Consider the following 15,617-nt stretch of genomic DNA (forward strand, 5'->3'; position numbering starts at 1 on the left):
GGAGCACTGATGTACTTCACCGATCGCGGGATCGAGGAGCTCGAGAAGCGCCGGGGTGACGAGGAAGTCACCCTGGCGTGGCTCAGCGAGCGGCTCCAGGAGTTCGTCGACATCCACCCGGACTTCGAGATCCCGGTGGAGCGGTTCGCGACCTGGCTCGCACGGCTGGACGACCCGGAGGACTGAGTCCCCCGGGCCGTCCGTGGTCACGCGACGGACTCGGAGAGCCCGATCCGCCGGTGCAGCAACCGCAGCGGCTTCGGCGCCCACCAGGCACGTTCACCGAGCAGCCGTACGCCGGCGGGCAGCAGCACGCCCCGGACGAGTGTGGCGTCGATCAGGATCGCCAGTCCTGTCCCCAGTCCGAAGAACTGGATGAAGCTCACCGAGCTGACCAGGAACGCGAAGAAGCTGATCGCGATCAGGGCCGCCGCGGTGCTGACGATCCGGCCGGTGTGGGCAAGTCCGTGGACCAGCGCCTCCTCGTTGCTGAAGCCGGCGTCGCGCATCTCCTTGATCCGGCCCATCACGAACACCTCGTAGTCCATCGACAGGCCGAAGGCCACGCAGAAGAGCAGCACCATCATCGAGCTGTCCATCGGTTGCGGCGTGAAGCCGAGCAGCCCGGACAGGTGGCCGTCCTGGAACACCCACACCATCGCACCGAGCGTCGCGCCGAGTCCGACCGCATTGAGCACCAGTGCCCGGATCGGCTGGATCACGCTGCCGGTGAACAGGAACAGGATCACCATCGTGGTCAGCACCAGCCAGCCGACGACGGCCGGCAGGCGTTCCCCGATGCCTTCCATCTGGTCCTTCAGCTCCGCCGTGGCGCCGCCGACCAGCACCTCGGTGTCGGCCGGAGGAGGGACGTCGCGGACGGTCTGCACCAGGTCGCGTGCCTCGGTCGACCTCGGGTCCAGGTCGGTGACCACCGCGAGCAGGTCGGCACCGTCACCGTGGCGGACGTCGACGCGTACGACGCCGGACAGCGCCCCCAGCTCGGCGGAGTACGACGCCAGCGACTCGTCGTCCAGCGGTGAGGTCGTCACGACGTCGATCGGGTGGGTGCCGTCGCCGCCGAACTCCTCGCGGATCAGGTCTCCGGCCTGCCGACTCGACGCACTGGTGGGCAGCACGCGGTCGTCCGGGGTGCCGAGCGTGATCCCGGCGAGCGGGAGCGCCATCACGCCGAGGCCGACGAGCACGGGCAGCGCGCTGAGGATCGGGCGCCGGGCCACGAACCGTGCCAGTCGCGCCCACGCAGGCGCTTCCTCGCCGCGCACGCCGTGCACCCCCGGCACCCGCCAGGCGTCGATGCGGTCGCCCAGCAGGGCGATGGCGGCCGGCAGGATCACCACGGCGCTGAAGGCCGTGATCAGCATGACGCCGATGCCGGCGTAGGCGAAGGACCGCAGGAAGTACATCGGGAACAGCAGCAGTGACGCCAGCGCCACCGCGACGGTGGTCGCGCTGAAGGTGATCGTCCGTCCGGCGGTCTCGACGGCACGCCGTACGGCCTCGTCGTGGGTTCGCCCGGCCGACCTCTCCTCGCGCACCCGGGCCACCATCAGCAGGCCGTAGTCAACGGCCAGTCCCAGGCCGAGACCGGTCGTCAGGTTCACCGCGTAGATCGACACGTCGGTCATCGACCCGAGGATCGACAGCTCGGCGAACGTGCCGAAGATCGCTGCGACGCCGACGGCGAGGGTCACCAGCGCGCCGACGACGTTGCCGAAGGCGAGCACCAGCAGGACCAGGATGAGCGGGATGGCGATGCTCTCGGCCAGTCCGAGGTCCTTGCCGATCTGCCCACCGATCTCCTCGCCGACGATCTCTCCCCCGCCGACGACGACCGTGATCGCGCCGTCGGTGCCCTTGTAGGACTCGAGCACCGCGGCCGGATCGGCGTCAGCACCCTCGGCCACCGACGCGGTGACCAGCGCGTGGCCGCCGTCGACCGAACGCAACGGGCCCGCCCGCGCATCGAAGTACGACGTCACGTCAGCCAGGTCCGGATCGGCGCGCAGCCGGTCCGTGAACGCCTTCCCCGCCGCGGCAGCGGCCGGTGCGTCGACGTCGCCGCCGTCCGCCGCGACCACGAACACGTAGTCGGCCGTCCCCTCGAACCGCTCGGCAAGGACGCTGGCCGCCCGGCTGCTCTCCGAGTCCGGGTCGTCGAACCCGTCGGTCTGCAGCTTTCCGAACGCACCGAGGCCGACGTAGGCCGCGACCACCACTCCCAGGACTCCGAGGCCCAGGACCCAGCGGGCCCGCCCCGTCACCAGCACTCCGATCCACCGGAACATCACGATCTCCTCCAATGTGTACGCACGTAAACTTTAGAAGTGTTAACTTGGCATGGATGTGTACAGGTGTCAACATGTATCCCGTGAACACCTCGACCACCGCCCGGAGCAGCTACCACCACGGCGACCTGCGCAACGCGCTGGCGCGGGCGGCAGCCGACCTGGCGGCCACCGGCGGACCCGACGCGGTGACCATCCGGGGCGCCGCTCGCGAGGTCGGGGTGACCCCTACCGCGGCCTACCGCCACTTCTCGAACCAGGCCGACCTGCTGGCCGCGGCCCGCGAGCTCGCCATGAACGGCATGGTGGTGGCGATGGCCGGGTACCTCGGCCAGGTGCCCGAGGACGGAGACCCGGTGGATCGGGCGATCGATCGACTGGTGTCCACCGGCCGCGGCTACATCCGGTTCGCGCAGGACGAGCCCGGCATCTTCCGGACCTGTTTCACGGGGCAGCTGCGCGGCGCTGCGGACCCCGACCCGGGGCTCGACGCCATGGGTCCCTACGCCCTGCTCGGCCAGATGCTCGACGAGCTCGTCGCGGTCGGCTACCTCGCCGAGGAGCACCGGCCGGGCGCCGAGGCAGGCCCCTGGGCCGCCGTCCACGGCCTGGCACTGCTGATGATCGACGGACCCCTGCGCGACTTCGGCCCCGCGGAGCGCGACGCCGCCATCGACCAGACGCTCGCGATGACAGTGCGCGGACTCGCGACGGGCCCACGCGGGCGGGCCCGTTCCCACTAGGGTGACGCGGGTGAGCGACGAACTCATCACCTACGCGACCTGGGGCGAGCGTTTCTTCTCGACTGCCGTCACCGCCGAACGCGTCCTGAACGGCGTGAACGTGCTGGCGGGCCGACCGATCGACGTCGGCCCGATCGGGGTCGGCCCCGGCCGGATCGCCAAGGTGATCGCCAAGGGCAGGATCGGTACGGCGACGGGCCAGCAGGTCGGTGACCTGCCGGTCTCGTTCAACGTCGAGCTGCCGGTGACCCTGAAGTTCACGCTCGACCTCGGCATGGACAAGCTGGACTTCGACGCCGAGATCACGGTGCCGCTGGTGATCGCCGCCCACGCGCGCGCCGACCTCGCCATCCAGCTCGAGGTCACGCCGCCTCCCCCGGCCCAGGTCGTCGTACGACTGAAGGCCCAGGGGCTGCGCGCGTCGCTGACGAGCCGTGCCGCCAACGTCGAGGGCGAGCTGCGCCGCTTCGTGGCCAAGTACGTCGCCCGCGAGCTCAAGCAGCCCTACGTCCAGCAGGCCACGGTGATCGACGTCGCCCGGGCGATCGATGGCGCCGCAGCCGGTCTCGGGCCCCGCGAGGAGAGCCCTACGGCCGCCCGGCTCACCGACGCACTGCCTGCCGCCATGGAGGCGGAGCTGGAGCACACCGCCCAGCTCTTCATGGATGCCGGCGAGGGTGAGCCGCAGGCGTGAAGCCGTATCCCCCCGCGCCGTGGAACATGCACGGCTCGCTCTGGCTGTCCGTCTTCCGGCTCCCCGAGGACGTCGATGAACGCCACCCTGCCGGGCAGTACGGCGTCGCGCTGGTGTCGTACGAGGAGCCCAGCCCGCTGACGTACCACGAGCTCCTCGTCGCCCGGACGACCAAGGATGCCGCCGGCAAGGGCGCCGTGACGATCACCGACATCTGGGTCGACTCGCCGACCTCGCAGGCCGGCGGCCGCGAGCTCTGGGCCATCCCCAAGCAACTGTGCGACTTCGACATGGAGAGCAGCTTCCGCGGCCCGGTCACCTCGACCGACTGGACCGCCCTGGTCGAACGTCGACCGATCGTCGACGCGAGCTTCACCGACGTGTCCCGCGCGGCTCCACGCGTCCCGTTCACGGGCCGCGTCATCCAGCCCGGCATCGACGAGCACCCGGAGACGGCCAACGTCCTCATGAAGGGCAGCGCGAAGGCGCTCCCCTGCCGCGCTCGATGGTCGTTCGCGAGCGACGGCCCGTTGGCCTTCCTCGGCCAGGCGCGTCAGCTCGGGTCGTTCCGGATGTCGTCGTTCCGGCTGGCCTTCGACTGACCGCGCACCCCAGATCCCCTCTGCAACCGGGGTTGTAACGCTGCAGCGACACTGGCGTCAACCAGCGATTCCGATGCCCACGGTCACGTAACACGGTTCACGTGTCGCGGGTTGGTCGGTGTGGTTCCTCCCTTCGTGGCGTGCCGTGATCTCGGCCGGTATGCCCCGGATTCCAGCAGCTCTCACAGATCACAGGGGCACTCCCATGGCCATTGCCAAGAAGAAGAAGTTCGCCGTTGCCGGCGGTGTCGGCGCGCTCGTCATCACTGCGGGCGCCGCGTTCGCGTACTGGACCAGCAACGGCTCCGACGACGCCACCGCCCAGGTCGCCGACGAGAACGCCTGGACCGTCCTCATCGACGACGCCAGCATCGGCGACACCGGCACGCTGACGCCCGATGGCGACATCGACAACGTCACCTTCACGATCAGCAACGACGAAGAAGGCACCAAGCAGATCACCGCTGTCACGGCCACCGTCGCCACGACCGCGGCAGGTTGCTCCGACGCCGACTTCGCCATCACGAACCTCACCGACCTGGTCGGCGACGACGTGGCCGGCGGCGGCTCCGTCAGCGGCAGCTTCGACATCCAGATGATCGACACCGGCTCGAACCAGGACGGCTGCAAGGGCGCGACGCTCACCTACACCGTCGACGTCAACTGACGCTGATTCCCTGCTCGATCTGACGACCGACGCGGCCGAGAGGACACACGACATGAGGCACTGGACCGGGCGTACCCGACTCCTGGTGGCCGTGCTCGCCGTCCTCCTGGCCGCGTCGGTCGGATCCGCTCCCCTGCGTCCAGCGGCCACCACCGTCGGCGCAGAACTGACCCTGACCGCCTCGCAGAGCACCATCGGCGTGGCCATTGGCGGGAATGCGGTGGTCGCGGTCTCCGTCAGCCAGGCCGGTTCGGTGCTCGGTCCGGTGAATCTCTCGGTCACCGGTGCCCCGGTCGGCGCGACGGTGAGCATCCTCCCCAACCCCGTGCCCGCGGGCCTTCCTGCGGTGATCTCGGTGCTCACCACCGGCTCCACACCGGTCGGCACCTACTTCCTCAAGATCACCGCCACCAACGGCGCGAGCACCAAGACCGTGACGGTGAAGCTCGTCGTCACGCTCCCGACCGGCTTCACCATGACCCTTGCTCCGCCGATGCGCACCGTCGTCGACGGCGAGACGACCTCGTTCGGGCTCACCATCAACCGTGGCCTGCTCGCCGGTCCCGTGGGCCTCACCGTCTCCGGCGTGCCGCAACACGCCACGGCCACCGTGAGTCCGTCGTTGTCGATCCTCGGCAACACCGCGACCATCACGATCAGGACGGCGACCAACGTCGTACCCGGCACCTACCTCATCACCGTCTCGGGCAAGGCGTTGCTGTCCTCGGCCGTCGCGTCGGCGTACCTCGTCGTGCTGTCGCAGACCTATCCGGACTTCCCGGTCTCCGGCGAACCCGATCGCGAGCTGGCGCCGGGCGCACCGGAAGCCGCGATCGACATGGCGATCACCAACCCGTTCAACGCGGCGATGACCGTGTCGAACATCGGCGTGACCATCGAGGGCACCGACACGAGCGACCAGCCCGGCGGTTGCGCGGTCGACAACTTCGAGATCCTCGCGTACGGCGGCCCGGCCACCCTGGTCGTACCGCCGAACAGCACCCGCACCCTCTCCCAGCTCGGCGTCGCGCGGGCCGACTGGCCGGCGATCCGGATGCTCAACACGCCGGCCAACCAGGACATGTGCAAGGGCGTCCAGGTCGACCTTCGCCTCAACGCGAAGGGAGACGGCGCATGAACGCCCGTCGCGTCTCCACGTCGCGCAAGTGGTCCGCCGCCGAGCGCCGCAACCACCGCCCCCAGCCGCGCCATGTCGCCGCGCGCGCACGGCACGGACTACGGAACGCGCGGATCGAGGTGATCGGCGTCGTGGCCGTCTCCGTCGCGGTCCTGCTCGTGCTTGCCGGCAGCGTCGTCGCCTACTTCGGCGCCACCGGCACCGACTCCGCCGCCGGCGGCGTGGGCACGCTCGCCGCGCCCACGAACGTCGCAGCCACCCAGGTCGGCACCAGTTCGAGCGTGAACGTCACCTGGACCGCCTCGGCGGGCACACCCGTCCCGGACGGCTACTACGTCACCCGCACGACGGGAGTGAGCACCGCGAATGCCTGCGGCAGCTCCCCCGCCAGCCTGATCACCAGCGCCGCCTGCACCGACACCCCGGTCGCCAACGGCACCCACACCTACCGCGTCATCGCGGTGTACAGGTCCTGGACCGCGACGTCCGCCCCCGCGAACGTGACCGTCACGGTCGTCGTGACCGCTCCGCCGGTGATCACCGCGATCATTCCCGCCAATGGCGCCTTCGGCGCGTCCTTCGGTGCCATCTCCTGCTCGAACCCGAACGACCGCCGGATCTGCGCCAACGTCACAGCGGGAGCCGGAACCGTCGCCTCCGTGACCGTGCAGGTCAAGCGTGCCTCGGACGGGAAGTGCTACGACGGCAGCGGCGACCTGGAATCGGACTGGAACCTGGCGCCCGCCTGCACGACCGGTGTCCCGTTGACTCTCTCCGGGGCTCCGACGTACGCCACCGGACGCCTCTTCGGCAACGGCTACGCCGAGGACGACGTCTACACCTTCACGGTGACGGCGACGAACAGCCTCGGCGGGACCGCGTCCGCCTCCACGACGCGGGCCATCGACAACGCGCTCCCCACCGGCACGCTGGCTCCGACGGTCTCGGCCACCGGCGACAACATCGTGATCACGGCGAGCGACCTCAACGGGATCGCCTCGATCTCCTACCGCATCGACGCGAACGCAGGAGCGTTCCAGTCCGTCACCGGACCGGGCCCGGTCACCCTGCCCACGCTCACCCCGGGCACGCACCAGGTCGACTACTTCTTCACCGACAACGCCGGTCGGTCATCGGCCACGGTCAACAACACCGTGGTGACGGTCGACAACGCCGCGCCGTCGGTCAACGGGCTCGTGCCTGCGACAGGAGCCAACGGGACGACCTACCAGGACGTCGACTGCACCCTCGGCGGCGGCACGCTCCGGCTCTGCGCCAACGTCACCGAGAACGGCGTCAGCGGACTTGCATCCGTCACGTACCAGCTCAAGCGCCTGTCGGACGGCAAGTGCTACGACGGCGCCGGCGCCAACGCCGCCTCGGACTGGACCACCAACTGCAGCGTGGTCCTCACGATGTCCGTGAGCACCGCTCCGGTGTACCGCACTCCGTCGATCCTGAACGCCGGCTACAACGCCGCCGACACCTACGTGTTCACCGTGACGGCGACCGACGTCGCCGGCAACGTCGGCACCGCGTCCAGCACGTTCACCCTCGGCACACCAGCCGCGATGACCGGGGCAGGCATCCCTCCGGCAGGGACGTCGTCCGACGTCCAGGCCGAGTAGCCGCTCGCTGCTCAGCTCTCGTCGTCGAGCCCGTCGAGCCCGTCGAGCCCGTCGGTCACGGCGGGCACCTTCGGCTCCGCCAGGTGCTCGGCGGCCGCCCGGCGGGAGGACTCACGGATCTCGAAGATCTCCGTGGCGAATCCTCCCACCGCGTTGGCGACGTCACCGACGGCCTTGGTCAGGATCGTGGCCACCTCGCCCACCGTGTGGGCAGCGGCTTCCGCCCCTGACTGCACGGCGTCCTTGGCGATCTCGGCCTTGCTGAGGTGGTCGCGTCCGTCGTTCATGGGTCCAGTGTCCCCTGTGAGGGCTCAGGCAGCCAACGAGTCGTCGGTCACGGCCTGCGGCCCACGGACCGGAGCAGCCTTCGACGTACCGCCCGGGAAGGAGAGGCGGACGATCTTGCGGAACACGCTGAAGAGCTGCGTGTGGAGCGGGCCCTTGTTGTAGGGCAGGCCGTAGCGCTCGCAGATCTCCTGGACCTCGACGGCCATCTCCGGGTAGCGGCGGGCCGGGATGTCGGGGAACAGGTGGTGCTCGATCTGGTGCGACAGGTTGCCGCTCATCACGTGCATCAGCTTGCTGCCGGTGATGTTGGCCGAGCCGAGCATCTGGCGCAGGTACCACTGGCCGCGGGACTCGTTCTCGGTCTCCTCCTCGGTGAACGTCGCGACGCCCGCCGGGAAGTGGCCGCAGAAGATGATGTTGAACGTCCAGATGTTGCGGACGATGTTGGCGGCGAAGTTGCCCGCCAGGGTGCTCAGGAAGAACGGACCGGTCAGGACCGGGAAGAGCACGTAGTCCTTGAGGACCTGCTTGCCCATCTTCTTGCGGATCCGGCGCCAGACGGGGGCGTTCTCGCCACCGAACATCTTGCGGCGACCCGCGAAGACCTCCTCGGTCTCGAGGTCGTGCAGGGCGACGCCCCACTCGAAGAAGGTCATCAGCAGGAACGCCCACAGCGGGTTGCCGAGGTAGTAGGGGTTCCACTTCTGGTCCTCGTCCATGCGGAGGATGCCGTAGCCCACGTCGCGGTCCTTGCCCACGATGTTGGTGTACGTGTGGTGCATGTAGTTGTGGCCGTACTTCCAGTTCTCGGCCGGGGCCATCGTGTCCCAGTCGAACTGGCGCGAGTTGAACGCCGGGTCGCCCATCCAGTCGTACTGGCCGTGCATCACGTTGTGGCCGATCTCCATGTTGTCGAGGATCTTCGACACGCTCAGGGAGGCGACGGCCAGCGGCCAGGCCGGCGGCAGGTAGAACAGGGCGCGGCCGGCGATCTCGAAGCTGCGCTGGGCCTTGACGACCTTGCGGAGGTACTCCGCGTCGGGCTCGCCGAGGTCGGCGATCACGCGCAGGCGCAGCTCGTCGAGCTCGGCGCCCAGCTGGTCGATCTCGGCGAAGGTCAGGCCGTGGTACTTCTCGTTCGCGTCGCGCTCGGCGATCACGGTGGACTCGGAAATCGTGTCAGTCATCAGAAACTCCTTCGGTGGTTGAGGTACGAGCGGAGCGAGCCTCGAAGCTCAGAGGTCGATGTGGCAGTCACCGGCGGCGGCGGTCACGCAGATGCGGACCTCCTCGTCCGGCACGGCGGACTCCTCGCCGGTCAGGATGTTGCGGACGGTTCCTGCGGTCTTGGTGCGGGTGCAGGAGAAGCAGATGCCCATGCGGCAGCCGAACTCGGGCGTGAGGCCCGCTTGCTCGGCCTGCTCGAGGATGCTGGCGCCGGAGGCGGCGACGGTCTTTCCGGAGCGGGTGAAGGCGATGTCGCCCTCGATCTCCTCGCCGGGCCGGGCGGCCCGCGCGACGGAAGGCTTGAAGAACTCCATGCGCAGTCGGGGCGACTCGTCGTACGCCGCCTTGACCAGCTCCACGAGCCCGGGAGGACCACAGAGCCAGGTGTCGGTGTCCTTGTAGTCCGCGACGAGGCGGCGCAGCTCGAACTCGCTGAACACCTGGTCGCCGTAGCGCAGGTGCACGTCGATGCCGTTGTCCGCGGCGGCAATCTCCGCGAGCTCGTCGGCGAAGATCTGGTCCTCGGCGCTGCGGGCGAAGTGCAGGAAGGTGACCTTGCGCCCGGCGTGGGCCACGCCGTTGCGCTGGTACCCGTCACGCAGCAGCGTGCGGATCATCGACATCGCGGGGGTGATGCCCGAGCCACCGGTGATGAAGACCAGGCGGCTGATCGTCGGCGTCGCCGGGCTCTCGACGAGGGTGAACTCGCCCTGTGCCTGGCTGAGGTGGAGAACCTGGCCCGCCTGCGCCTCGCGGACGAGGTACGACGACACCTGGCCCTCGTCGTGGGCACGGATGGTGAGCGTGAACCGCTCCCCCTTGCCCGATGCGGCCGAGGAGATCGAGAACGCGCGGGTGTAGCGCTTGGCCACACCGGGGATCTCGACGCCGACCAGGACGTGCTGGCCGGCCTGGTGCCCGCGCCACGTGGACGTGGGCTGCAGCGTCAGTGTCGCGACGGGGGCATCCCCGTCGGTCTCGCGGTGGACCGAGACGATCCGGGCGCGGACGTCGTGGGCGGCCCACATCGGGTTGAATCGTTCGAGGTAGCGGTCGACCCCGTGCGGGCTGGCGAGCGCGCCGACGAGACGCGAGCGCAGCAGCAGGCCGAGGGGCGAGGCGATCCTGGCGCCGACAGCGCGGGTGGGGAGTGCCGCCGGTTCGGAGATGAGCGCGGACATCGCGCCTCCTTCGGTGGAAGTTTGGGTGTACGTCTGTACACCGAAACTCTGACGGACCTCGCGCCGACGGTCAACGCATGACACGCGTGACAGTGCACACATGTTCACTCAAGGTAGGATGTCGAGGTGACCGAGACCCGCGTGGAGCGCAAGGAGAAGACGCGCCGCGCCATCCTCGACGCCGCTCTCACACTGTCCGCCGACACGACCCTGGTGGCGCTCTCCCTGCGACAGGTCGCGAAGGAGGTCGGCATCGTGCCGACCGCGTTCTACCGCCACTTCCCCTCGATCGACGACCTCGGCCTGGCGCTGGTCGAGGAGTCCCTCGACACCCTGCGCAGCCTGCTGCGCGAGCTGCGGCACACCGTCGGCAACGACGCCCGTTCGATCATCGACGGATCGGTCACGGTCCTGGTCGAGCAGGTCCGCCAGCACCACGCCCACTTCGGCTTCATCGCCCGCGAGCGGTTCGCCGGTCCGCAGCCGGTCCGCGAGGCGATCGCCCACGGCATCGAGCTGGCCGAACGCGAGCTCGCCACCGACCTCGCCCACCTGCCCGGCACCGACCAGTGGTCGGAGATCGACCTGCAGACGCTGTCCTCGCTGATCGTCGGCGCCATGGTGACCACTGCCGAGCGACTGCTGACGGCCGGGCCCGGGTCCCCCGCCGAACGCAGGATCGCCGACAGCACCCGCGCCCAGCTCCGGATGATGCTGATCGGCGCCAAGCACTGGCGCTCGGAGCGCTGACGACGCCACGGGCCGACCGTCACGCTCGTCACGTTCGATGGACGTGGCCCGCCACGACCGTCACGATGGCGCGGTGCCTGCCGCTCCCCTGACGACCACGCTCGGTACCGCTGCCCGCAACGCCTGGGCGATCTCGCCCTTCGGTGACGGCGTCGAGCAGTACGACGGCCTGCCGGCCACCGTCCTCAGCGACGAGCCGCACCGCCGCCTGACCCGCTACGACCGCACCACGCCCGCGACGGCGTCCCGTCCCGTGTTGCTGGTGCCGCCGCTCGCCGTGTCCGCACGGTGCTTCGACCTGCGACCCGGCCAGAGCCTGGCCGCCCACCTGGTCGGCGCCGGCCGGGCGACGTACCTCGTGGACTACGGGGCGATCGGGTTCGCGGACCGCGCCATGGGCTTCGAGACGTGGGTCGACGACATCCTGCCCACGGCGATCCACCAGGTCCTCGCCGATCACCGGGCCGACGGTGTCGACGCCGCTGATGGCGTCGACCTGGTCGGCTGGTCCCTCGGCGGCACGATGAGCCTGCTGACGGCTGCCTCGCACCCCGGACTGCCCATCGCGTCGCTCACGGCGTTCGGCACGCCGATCGACTACCGGCAGATCCCGGCCGTGCAGCCGCTGATCACCGCCGACCGGCTGATCGGATCGCGCGCGATGGTGGCACCGACGGCCGTCCTGGGCGGCGTACCCCGGCACCTGGTCCGCGCCAGCTATCGCGCCATGGCACCGCGTCGCGAGATGACCAAGGCCCTCCACCTGGCCCGGCACCTCCTCGACACCGAGGCACTGGCCCGCACCATCGCGATCGACGACTTCATCGGCGAGATGCCCGGCTACCCGGGCCGCGCGTACCACCAGATCCACACCCGCCTGATGGCGCGCAACGAGCTCCACTCCGGCGTGGTCCACCTGAGCGGTGACCGCGCGGTCCGCCTCGACGCCATCACGGCGCCGGTGCTGTTCGTGGGCAGCGAGACCGACAACATCGCCAACGGCCCGTCCGTCCGCGCGGGCGTGGACGTCGTACCCGGCGCGCGCTACGCCGCCGCAGACGGACTCAGCCACCTCGGCCTGGTCGCCGGTCCCCGCGCCGCCCAGCTGAGCTGGACGGCGATGGACGACTTCCTGGCCGAGGTGGCTGAGGAACTGCTGGTCTGACCGGGGGTCAGTGCGCGGCGGGCGCGCCTTCGGGGGCGTCCACCTTGGACGGCAGCAGCAGTGCGAGCAGGACCACCACGACGCCTGCCCCGGCTCCCGCGAGGAACGCCCACTCGAGGCCACCGACGAACGCGTGGCCGGGATCGCTCCCGGACGCGGCCAGCGACTCCGACCGGTTGGACATGAGCGCGATCAGCAGCGCCGCACCCATGGCACCGGCCACCTGCTGGAGCGCGCCCAGCAGCGAGGAGCCGTGGGAGTAGAGCTCCGGCGGCAGGTCACCCAGGCCGATGGTGAAGACCGGCGTGAAGATCAACGCCAGGCAGGCCATCAGGCCGACGTGGATGAGCAGCAGCTGCCAGTACGGCGTGTCCACGGCGATGCGGCTCAGCAGGACCAGCGCGACGGTCATGCCGACTGCGCCGGGGATCACCAGCACCCGGGATCCGAAGCGGTCGTAGACCTTGCCCACCTGCGGACCGAGCAGGCCCATCGCCAGGCCGCCCGGCATCACCAGGAGGCCGGCCTGCAGCTCGGTGAGCCCGCGCAGCTGCACGAGGTACAGCGGCAGGAGCAGCATCGAGCCCAGGAACGCCATGAACGCGGCCGACATCAGCAGCAGCGACTTGGCGTAGGTGGGGCGCAGCAGCGTGCGCAGGTCCAGCAGCGGCACGCTCGTGCGCTGGAGGCGGATCTGGTAGGCCACGAAGGCGGCGACCAGGAGCACGCCGATGCCGATGTAGCCGGACGTCTCTTCCCACCCGCTCGCGCCGAGCTTGCTGAGCCCGTACACGAGGAAGCTGAAGCCGGCGGCTGACAGCACCACCGAGAGCCAGCTGACCTTGCTGACCTGCGGTTCGCCGACGTTGACGAGCGCCCGCAGGCCGAAGTAGCCGACCAGCGCTGCGATCGGCAGCACGACACCGAAGATCAGGCGCCACGAACCCGCCTCGAGGATGAGGCCGGAGGCCGTCGGGCCCAGGGCCGGAGCGACCGAGATGGCGAGCGTCACCTGCCCCATCACCCGACCGCGGTCCTCGGCGGCCACGACCGTCATCAGCGTGGTCATCAATAGCGGCATCATCACGGCGGTGCCGGCCGCCTGGACGACCCGCCCGGCGATGAGCACCTCGAAGGTCGGCGCGACCATGGCGAGTGCGGTGCCGGTGGCGAACGTGATCATCGCCGTGGAGTACGCCACCCGGGTCGACACGCGCTGGAGGAACCAGCCGGTCAGCGGGATCACCGCGGCCATGGTCAGCATGAACGACGTCATCACCCACTGAGCCGTGCGCTCGGTGACCTTGAACTCGTCGATCAGCGCCGGCAGGGCGTTGACCATGATGGTCTCGTTGAGGATCACGACGAACGTCGCCGCGACCAGGAGCTTGATCACCAGAGGCGTGCGGCCCGGGGTTGCCGAGCTCGTGAACTCCTCCTCGAACTCGGCGATGTCGCCGGTCTCGATGGGCGCAGTCATGGGAGGTCCTATCGGTTGGTGGTGGCTTGGGCCAGCGGTGGCCGGCCGCCATCAGGTGCATCTCGATGATCGGTGGGCCCGTCGCTCACTACTTCTACGAACGGGCCGTCATCGTTTCGACAGCGGAAGCGACGAAAAATCATCGGAGTTCGTCGAAACCCTGTGGACGTCAATGCTCCCGCACCCGGGGAGATTCCCGCCAACGAATAAAACCTGCGAGCAACCTGCGAGCAGCTCAGGCCGTGACGTCCCGGCTCAGTGCCGTCTCCCCCGCCAGTCCGGACAACTTGTGCGGATTGCGCATCGCATAGATCCGCGCGATGCGGTCCCCCTCGAACACCAGGCTGACGGCCGTGAGCTCGCCCTCGACATCGATCCGGGCCGCCGGCGCACCGTTGATCCAGACCATCTCCACCACGCCACCGGGCGCGAACAGGGCGAAGTTGGACAGCAAACGGGCGACCGGGTCCGCACCACTGAGTGGCTTGCGAATCGCCTGCGCGATGCCACCGCCGTCGGCCTTCATCACCACGTCCGGAGCGAGCACGTCGAGCAGCGCCTGGACGTTGCCGGTCTGCACGGCCGCGAGGAACCTCTCCACGACGGCTCGCTGCTCGGTCCGGTCGACGGCGACGCGAGGTCGCCGGGCTGCGACGTGGTTGCGCGCCCGCAGCGCGATCTGTCGCACCGTGGCCGACGGCTTCCCCACGGCCTCCGCGATCTCGTCGTACGGCGTGTCGAAGACCTCGCGCAGCACGAACACCGCGCGTTCGGTCGGCCCGAGCGTCTCCAGCACCGTCATCATCGCCATCGACACGCTCTCGGCGAGCTCGATGTCATCGGCCACGTCCGGGGCGGTCAACAGGGGCTCGGGGAGCCATTCACCGACGTACTCCTCACGGCGGCGGGCCATCGTGCGCAATCGATTGAGCGCCTGCCGGGTGACGATGCGGACCAGGTAGGCGCGCGGCTGCTGCACCTGCGACTGGTCCACATCGGCCCACCGCAACCACGTCTCCTGGACGACGTCCTCGGCGTCGGCCGCCGAACCGAGCATCTCGTAGGCGACGGTGAACAGCAGGTTCCGATGCCGGACGAACGGGTCCTCGCTCACAGCGTCGAGGGTACGACGTCCGCGGGCTCGGCCATCGGACGCAGACCGCACGATGCGGCGAAGCCCTCCGACTCGATGCCGAGCGCGACATTGCCGCGTGCCATCAGGTTCGCCATGCCGACGTAGGACGTCAGCTCGACCAGGCCGGGTGCACCGAGTGCGTCGAGCAGTCGTGCCGACAGCTCGTCGGTGACGGTGGGCGGCGTGGCCGTCACCGCCTCGGCGTACTCGAGGACGTCACGCTCGAGCGGCGTGAACACCTCGGACGTCCGCCAGAGCGGCACTTCGCGCGCCTTGTCGAGGTCGAGGCCCTCGTTGTGGGCCTGGAAGTAGCCGAGGTCGAGGCAGAAGCTGCACCCGATCTGCGCGGCCACGGCCATGTGCGCGTAGGACTTGAGGTCGAGGTCGACCTCGTTCCACTTCCGCGACTTCTGCCCCAGGGCCATGGTGGCCTTGAGCGCCGGCTTGTGGTGCCACAGGACGCCGAGCGACTCGGGCACCTTGCCGAGCATCTTCTTGCTGAACGTCTTCACCAGGGATCCGTACACACCATCGATCGGGATGGCCGGGACGCGCGTCGTGCTGGTCATTTCTGTCTCCTCCTGTGGGGGTGGGTTCGACATAGAGACAC

16 protein-coding genes are annotated in these 15,617 nt (G+C 69.5%); 9 read left to right on the plus strand and 7 right to left on the minus strand.

Features of this window, described 5'->3' with window-relative positions:
• Window positions 1-9 precede the first annotated feature (9 nt).
• Complete coding sequence (locus ACOACQ_RS02165) at window positions 10-186, plus strand: DUF6104 family protein (RefSeq protein WP_182380276.1); 177 nt, start codon at window positions 10-12, stop codon at window positions 184-186.
• A gap of 20 nt (window positions 187-206) precedes the next feature.
• On the opposite strand, the gene ACOACQ_RS02170 is transcribed toward ACOACQ_RS02165, so the two are convergent.
• Window positions 207-2,309 (minus strand): MMPL family transporter, encoded by a 2,103-nt coding sequence (locus tag ACOACQ_RS02170; protein WP_420287500.1) that lies wholly within the window; start codon window positions 2,307-2,309, stop codon window positions 207-209.
• 83 nt (window positions 2,310-2,392) lie between these two features.
• On the opposite strand from ACOACQ_RS02170, the gene ACOACQ_RS02175 reads away from it, so the two are divergent.
• The 6 genes from ACOACQ_RS02175 to ACOACQ_RS02200 all read left to right on the plus strand — a co-directional run bounded on the left by ACOACQ_RS02175 (window position 2,393) and on the right by ACOACQ_RS02200 (window position 7,781).
• Window positions 2,393-3,052, plus strand: a complete 660-nt coding sequence (locus ACOACQ_RS02175; protein WP_420287501.1) for a WHG domain-containing protein — start codon at window positions 2,393-2,395, stop codon at window positions 3,050-3,052.
• Window positions 3,053-3,062: 10 nt separating this feature from the next.
• Window positions 3,063-3,746 carry a hypothetical protein gene (locus ACOACQ_RS02180; RefSeq protein WP_378600558.1) on the plus strand — a complete coding sequence of 228 codons (684 nt, stop codon included), beginning with the start codon at window positions 3,063-3,065 and terminating at the stop codon, window positions 3,744-3,746.
• Window positions 3,743-4,348, plus strand: a complete 606-nt coding sequence (locus ACOACQ_RS02185) for an acetoacetate decarboxylase family protein (RefSeq protein WP_420287502.1) — start codon at window positions 3,743-3,745, stop codon at window positions 4,346-4,348. The genes ACOACQ_RS02180 and ACOACQ_RS02185 overlap by 4 nt, the downstream gene beginning before the upstream one ends.
• A 205-nt stretch (window positions 4,349-4,553) precedes the next feature.
• Window positions 4,554-5,015 (plus strand): hypothetical protein, encoded by a 462-nt coding sequence (locus ACOACQ_RS02190; protein ID WP_378600554.1) that lies wholly within the window; start codon window positions 4,554-4,556, stop codon window positions 5,013-5,015.
• Between the two features lie 52 nt (window positions 5,016-5,067).
• Entirely contained in the window at window positions 5,068-6,153 is a 1,086-nt protein-coding gene (locus ACOACQ_RS02195; protein ID WP_420287503.1) for a hypothetical protein, read from the plus strand.
• Window positions 6,150-7,781 carry a hypothetical protein gene (locus ACOACQ_RS02200; protein ID WP_378600549.1) on the plus strand — a complete coding sequence of 544 codons (1,632 nt, stop codon included), beginning with the start codon at window positions 6,150-6,152 and terminating at the stop codon, window positions 7,779-7,781. Before ACOACQ_RS02195 ends, ACOACQ_RS02200 begins: the two co-directional genes overlap by 4 nt.
• Before the next feature lie 11 nt (window positions 7,782-7,792).
• Here the strand turns inward: ACOACQ_RS02200 and ACOACQ_RS02205 are convergent, their stop codons facing one another.
• The 3 genes from ACOACQ_RS02205 to ACOACQ_RS02215 are packed head-to-tail and all read right to left on the minus strand — an operon-like array spanning window position 7,793 to window position 10,477.
• Complete coding sequence (locus ACOACQ_RS02205; protein WP_378600547.1) at window positions 7,793-8,068, minus strand: hypothetical protein; 276 nt, start codon at window positions 8,066-8,068, stop codon at window positions 7,793-7,795.
• A 24-nt stretch (window positions 8,069-8,092) separates the two neighbouring features.
• Window positions 8,093-9,256, minus strand: a complete 1,164-nt coding sequence (locus ACOACQ_RS02210) for a fatty acid desaturase family protein (RefSeq protein WP_378600545.1) — start codon at window positions 9,254-9,256, stop codon at window positions 8,093-8,095.
• Between the two features lie 48 nt (window positions 9,257-9,304).
• A complete protein-coding gene (locus ACOACQ_RS02215; RefSeq protein WP_420287504.1) occupies window positions 9,305-10,477 on the minus strand; it encodes a ferredoxin reductase in 1,173 nt (390 codons plus the stop codon).
• A gap of 126 nt (window positions 10,478-10,603) precedes the next feature.
• On the opposite strand from ACOACQ_RS02215, the gene ACOACQ_RS02220 reads away from it, so the two are divergent.
• Both ACOACQ_RS02220 and ACOACQ_RS02225 read left to right on the plus strand, forming a co-directional pair.
• Window positions 10,604-11,227 carry a TetR family transcriptional regulator gene (locus tag ACOACQ_RS02220; protein ID WP_420287505.1) on the plus strand — a complete coding sequence of 208 codons (624 nt, stop codon included), beginning with the start codon at window positions 10,604-10,606 and terminating at the stop codon, window positions 11,225-11,227.
• Between the two features lie 73 nt (window positions 11,228-11,300).
• Window positions 11,301-12,392: an alpha/beta hydrolase gene (locus ACOACQ_RS02225; protein ID WP_420287506.1), complete on the plus strand. Its 1,092-nt coding sequence runs from the start codon at window positions 11,301-11,303 to the stop codon at window positions 12,390-12,392.
• Between the two features lie 7 nt (window positions 12,393-12,399).
• Here ACOACQ_RS02225 and ACOACQ_RS02230 read toward each other — a convergent pair whose 3' ends face one another.
• The 3 genes from ACOACQ_RS02230 to ACOACQ_RS02240 all read right to left on the minus strand — a co-directional run bounded on the left by ACOACQ_RS02230 (window position 12,400) and on the right by ACOACQ_RS02240 (window position 15,576).
• Window positions 12,400-13,872, minus strand: coding sequence for a DHA2 family efflux MFS transporter permease subunit (locus ACOACQ_RS02230; protein ID WP_378600537.1), 1,473 nt, complete (start codon window positions 13,870-13,872; stop codon window positions 12,400-12,402).
• A 235-nt stretch (window positions 13,873-14,107) separates the two neighbouring features.
• A complete protein-coding gene (locus ACOACQ_RS02235; protein ID WP_378600535.1) occupies window positions 14,108-14,986 on the minus strand; it encodes an RNA polymerase sigma-70 factor in 879 nt (292 codons plus the stop codon).
• Window positions 14,983-15,576, minus strand: coding sequence for a carboxymuconolactone decarboxylase family protein (locus tag ACOACQ_RS02240; RefSeq protein ID WP_378600532.1), 594 nt, complete (start codon window positions 15,574-15,576; stop codon window positions 14,983-14,985). The genes ACOACQ_RS02235 and ACOACQ_RS02240 overlap by 4 nt, the downstream gene beginning before the upstream one ends.
• Window positions 15,577-15,617: the final 41 nt, after the last annotated feature.

This window comes from Nocardioides sp. CPCC 206347, from assembly GCF_048654605.1.
Taxonomy (GTDB): domain Bacteria; phylum Actinomycetota; class Actinomycetes; order Propionibacteriales; family Nocardioidaceae; genus Nocardioides.